The 5,049-nt window shown below is 76.0% G+C and carries 1 protein-coding gene and 2 pseudogenes; all 3 read left to right on the top strand.

From position 1 onward, the window contains the following. A pseudogene (locus ABZ641_RS25445) lies at positions 1-335 on the top strand (alpha/beta hydrolase); the annotation flags it as partial. A 273-nt stretch (positions 336-608) separates the two neighbouring features. Then, positions 609-4,475 carry a Pls/PosA family non-ribosomal peptide synthetase gene (locus ABZ641_RS25440; protein ID WP_359985214.1) on the top strand — a complete coding sequence of 1,289 codons (3,867 nt, stop codon included), beginning with the start codon at positions 609-611 and terminating at the stop codon, positions 4,473-4,475. A 29-nt stretch (positions 4,476-4,504) separates the two neighbouring features. Next, a pseudogene (locus ABZ641_RS25435) lies at positions 4,505-5,049 on the top strand (M1 family peptidase); the annotation flags it as partial.

Genomic DNA, 5,049 nt, shown 5'->3' with positions numbered 1-5,049 from the left:
GGCCGGTGTCCGACACGGCACTGCACGAGATGTGGCTCGGCATCGCCCGTGCGGACGGCCGGCTGCTCGCGCCGCGGCTGCTGCGCTACATCGACGAGCGGCGCCGCCACGCGGCCCGCTGGGGCGCCGCCCTGGAGGGCTACGACGGACCGATGCTGTTCGTCTGGGGCCCCGCCGACCCGATCAGCGGCGCCCATGTACTGGCCCGGGTCCGCGAGCGGATCCCGCACGCGGCGGCGGTCGAACTCGCCGGCCCGCCGCCCACCGGCCACTACCCGCAGGTGGAGAACCCGACCGAGGTCGCAACGGCCCTGCTCGCCTTCCTGCGCGACTAGGACGTGTCTTCAAAGGCGTGCGGATGCCACACAGGGGCGCGTGGGGGCACCTGGCGTGACCACCCAGCGCCCGGACGACGCGGTCTTGTCCGCTTCGGAGCGGTCCGGCAGGCTGCCGCGTGGGCGGCGGGGCTCCCGGTCGCCCGAGCGGTGGCTCGGCGCGCCGGGTGGTTGGCTTGGCAGGGGCGGCAATGCCCAGGTCGGTAGATTTGTCCGGGTTGTCGCGCTTTGGACGCCTTCGATGGGTCTCCCGGGAGCCGGGAAGGGGACTGCATGACTGTGATGACCGACCCCGAGACACCGCTCGCGTTGTTCCCCGGCCGTCCGCCGGCAGCCGTCCGCACGCTGGTGGACGTGCTGCGGGCGACGGCCGCGGCGCACCCGCACGAGCCCGCGCTGGACGACGGCCGCACGGTGCTGGGCTACGCCGACCTGCTCGACGAGGTCGAGCGGCTGCGGCGGCACCTGGCCCGGGCGGGCATCGGCCTCGGCGACCGGGTGGGCGTCCGGGTGCCGTCCGGCACCAACGACCTGTACGTGTCGATCCTGGCCGTGCTGGCGGTCGGCGCCGCCTACGTGCCGGTGGACGCCGACGACCCGGACGAGCGCGCCGAGCTGGTCTTCGGCGAGGCCGACGTCAACGCCGTGCTCGGCCCCGACCGGGAGCTGGGCCGGGTCAAGCCGTCCGGGAACGAGGCCGCGAGCCCCGACCCGGAGGACGACGCGTGGATCATCTTCACCTCCGGCTCCACCGGCCGGCCCAAGGGCGTCGCCGTCACCCACCGCAGTGCCGCCGCCTTCGTGGACGCCGAGGCCGGGCTGTTCCTCCAGGGCGAGCCGATCGGGCCGGGCGACCGGGTGATGGCCGGGCTGTCCGTCGCCTTCGACGCCTCCTGCGAGGAGATGTGGCTGGCCTGGCGGCACGGCGCCTGCCTGGTGCCCGTCCCCCGGGCGCAGGTGCGCAGCGGCGCCGACCTGGGCCCGTGGCTGGCCGAGCAGGAGATCACGGTGATCTCCACCGTGCCGACCTTGGCCGCGCTCTGGCCCGCCGAGGCGCTGAACGAGGTCCGGCTGCTGATCTTCGGTGGTGAGGCCTGCCCGCCGGAGCTGGCCGAGCGGCTGGTCACCGAGGGCCGCGAGGTGTGGAACACCTACGGCCCGACCGAGGCGACCGTGGTGGCGTGCGCCTGCCCGCTGACGGGCGAGGGCCCGGTGCGGATCGGCCTGCCGCTGGACGGCTGGGAGCTGGCCGTCGTCGACGGGGAGGACCGGCCGGTGCCGATGGGCGGCAGCGGCCAGCTGGTGATCGGCGGTGTGGGGCTGGCCCGGTACCTCGACCCGGTGAAGGACGAGGAGAAGTACGCCCCGCTGGAGGCGCTGGGCTGGGCCCGCGCGTACCGCAGCGGTGACCTGGTCCGCGCGGACCCCGAGGGGCTGGTCTTCCTCGGCCGCGGCGACGAGCAGGTGAAGCTCGGCGGCCGCCGGATCGAGCTGGGCGAGGTGGACGCCGCCCTGCAGGCGCTGCCGGGGGTGGCCGGTGCGGCCGCCGCCGTTCGTTCCGCCCGCAGCGGCAACCAGCTGCTGGTCGGCTACCTGGTCGTCCGGGAGGGCTTCGACCGGGCGGCCGCGGTCGAGCGGCTGCGCTCCGAGCTGCCCGCGGCGCTCGTCCCGCTGCTCGCGACCGTCGAAAAACTGCCGTGCCGCACCTCCGGCAAGGTCGACCGGGCCGCGCTGCCCTGGCCGCTGCCCGACGTCGAGCAGGGCGGCCCGGGCGAGGAGCTGTACGGCACCGAGGCGTGGCTGGCGGAGCAGTGGGCCGAGGTCCTCGGGGTGCCGGTGCGCAGCGCCGACGACGACTTCTTCGCGATCGGCGGCGGTTCGCTGGCGGCCGCGCAGCTGACCACCCGGCTGCGCACCCGCTGCCCGGCGGTGTCGGTGCTGGACGTCTACCAGCAGCCGACGCTGCGCAAGCTGGCCCGGCTGCTGGAGCGGTCCGCGCCGGCCGGGGCGACGGCCCGCCGGGTGGAGCCGACACCGATGCGGGCCGGGCTGGTGCAGCTGTCGGCGCTGCTGCCGCTGTCCGCGCTGATCGGGCTGCGGTGGAGCGTCCCGCTGCTGGCGCTCGGCTCGGTGCTGCACGTGCTCGGCGGCTGGGCCTGGGTGCCGGCCGCGCCCTGGTGGGCGGTCGCGGCGGGTGCGGCGCTGCTGTTCTCCGCGCCCGGGCGGCTGGCCGTCGCCGCGGGCGGTGTCCGGCTGCTGCTGCGCGGTGTCGGGCCGGGCACCTACCCGCGGGGCGGCGGTGTGCACCTGCGGCTGTGGGCCGCGGAGCAGTGGGCCGAGGCGGCCGGTGCCACCTCGCTCTCCGGGGCGTGGCTGACGCGCTACGCCCGGGCGCTGGGCGCGCAGGTCGGCGAGGACGTCGACCTGCACACGCTGCCGCCGGTGACGGGTCTGCTGCGGCTCGGCAAGGGCTGTGCGATCGAGAACGAGGTCGACCTCGCCGGGTACTGGCTGGACGGCGACCGGCTGGAGGTCGGCGCGATGAGGGTCGGCGCGGGCGCGGTGGTCGGGACGCGCTCGGTGCTGTTCCCCGGCTCCAGGGTCGGCAAGCGCGCCGAGGTCGCGCCGGGCTCCGGCGTGGCCGGGCACGTGCCGACCGGGCAGCGCTGGGGCGGCGCCCCCGCCGTCAAGATCGGCAAGGCGGAGCGCGGCTGGCCCAAGCAGCGGCCCGCCCGCAGCACCCGGTGGGCCGCGGTCTACGGCCTGACCGGCTCCGCCCTGGCCCTGCTGCCCGCGCTGTGCCTCGTTCCGGCGCTGCTCACGGCCGGGCTGTTCGTCCACCCCGGCGACGACCTGCCGACGGCGCTGCGCGGTGCGCTGGCCGCGGTGGTGCCCGCCACCCTGGTGTACGGCCTGGCGTACGCGGCGGTCGTGCTGGCGCTCGTCCGGCTGCTCAGCCTCGGGCTGCGCACCGGCCACCACCCGCTGCACGGGCGGACGGGGTGGCAGGTGTGGACGGTCAGCCAGCTGATGGACCACGCCCGGCAGACGCTCTTCCCGCTGTACGCCGGGCTGATCACCCCGCTGTGGCTGCGGCTGCTCGGGATGCGGGTCGGCCGCCGCGCCGAGGTCTCGACGGTGCTCGCGCTGCCCAGCCTCACCACCGTCGGCGACGGCGCCTTCCTCGCGGACGACACCCTGATCGCCCCGTACGAGCTGGGCGGCGGCTGGCTGCGGGTGGGCCGGGCCGCGGTGGGGCGCAAGGCGTTCCTCGGCAACTCCGGGATGACCGCGCCCGGCCGTTCGGTGCCGGACCGGGGCCTGGTGGGCGTGCTCTCCGCCACCCCGAAGAAGGCCAAGCGGGGCAGCTCCTACCTCGGGATGCCGCCGGTGAAGCTGCCGCGGTCGGCGGACACCGCGGACGCCGCCCGTACCTACGAGCCGTCCGGCAGGCTGCTGTGGGCGCGCGGCCTGACCGAGCTCGGCCGGCTCGTCCCGGTGTTCGCCTCGGCCGCGCTGGCGGTGCTGACCGCGGTCGCGCTCTGCGCCCTGGACGGTGCGGTGCCGGGCGGTGCGGTGCTGTTCGCCGGACCGGTGCTGCTCGCCGCCGGGGCTGCGGCCTGCGCGGTGTCGGTCGCCGCGAAGTGGCTGCTGGTCGGCCGCTGCCGGGCGGCGGAGCACCCGCTGTGGAGCGGCTACGTGTGGCGCAACGAGCTCGCCGACACCTTCGTCGAGGTGCTGGCGGTGCCGTGGCTGATCGGCCGGGTGCTCGGCACCCCGGTGCTCAACGTCTGGCTGCGGGCCCTCGGCGCCCGGGTCGGCCGCGGCGTGTGGTGCGAGAGCTACTGGCTGCCGGAGACCGACCTCGTCACCCTCGGCGACGCGGTCAGCGTCAACCGGGGATGCGTCCTGCAGACGCACCTCTTCCACGACCGGATCATGCGGCTCGATACTGTGGAACTCCGCGAGGGCTCGACCCTGGGCCCGGGCGGGATCGTGCTGCCCGGCAGCACGATCGGGGCCCGCTCCACGCTCGGCCCGGCCTCCCTGGTGATGCGTGCGGAGTCCGTCCCCGACGACACCCGCTGGCTCGGCAACCCGATCGAGGCCTGGCAGCGCCCCGGGCACCGAGCCACATGACCGAGACCGCGCACGGAGAGAACCGACCGGTGAGCCCCAAGCAGACCGAGGCCGCTGCCGCCGACCCGTACTTCCCGAACAACGGCGACCACCGGTACCGCACCCACCGGTACGAACTCACCCTGGACTACCGGCCGGGCCCCAACCGGCTGGCCGGCACGGCACGGATCACGGCCATAGCGGGCCGGGCACCGCTGCGCGAGTTCGCCCTCGACCTCGCCCCGTTCAAGATCGGCCGGGTGCTGGTCGACGGGCGCCCGGCCCACTACACGCACCGCGGCGGGAAGCTGCGGATCAAGCCCGCCAAGCCCCCGACGGCCGGCGCCGCCTTCACCGTCGAGGTGCACTGGTCCGGCAACCCCAAGCCGGTCCGCAGCCCCTGGGGCGGACTCGGCTGGGAGGAGCTGACCGACGGCGCGCTGGTCGCCAGCCAGCCCGTCGGCGCACCGTCCTGGTACCCGTGCAACGACCGGCCGTCCGACAAGGCGAGCTACCACCTCTCGGTCACCACCCCCTCGCCGTACACCGTGGTCAGCGGCGGCCGGCTGCTCACCCGGACCACCCGCGCCTCCGC

Origin of the sequence: Kitasatospora sp. NPDC007106, assembly GCF_040634455.1 — a bacterium.
Taxonomy (GTDB): Bacteria; Actinomycetota; Actinomycetes; order Streptomycetales; family Streptomycetaceae; genus Kitasatospora; species Kitasatospora arboriphila.
Note: the sequence above shows the minus strand (reverse complement) of the source record. Positions and strands in the feature narration are given on the sequence as shown.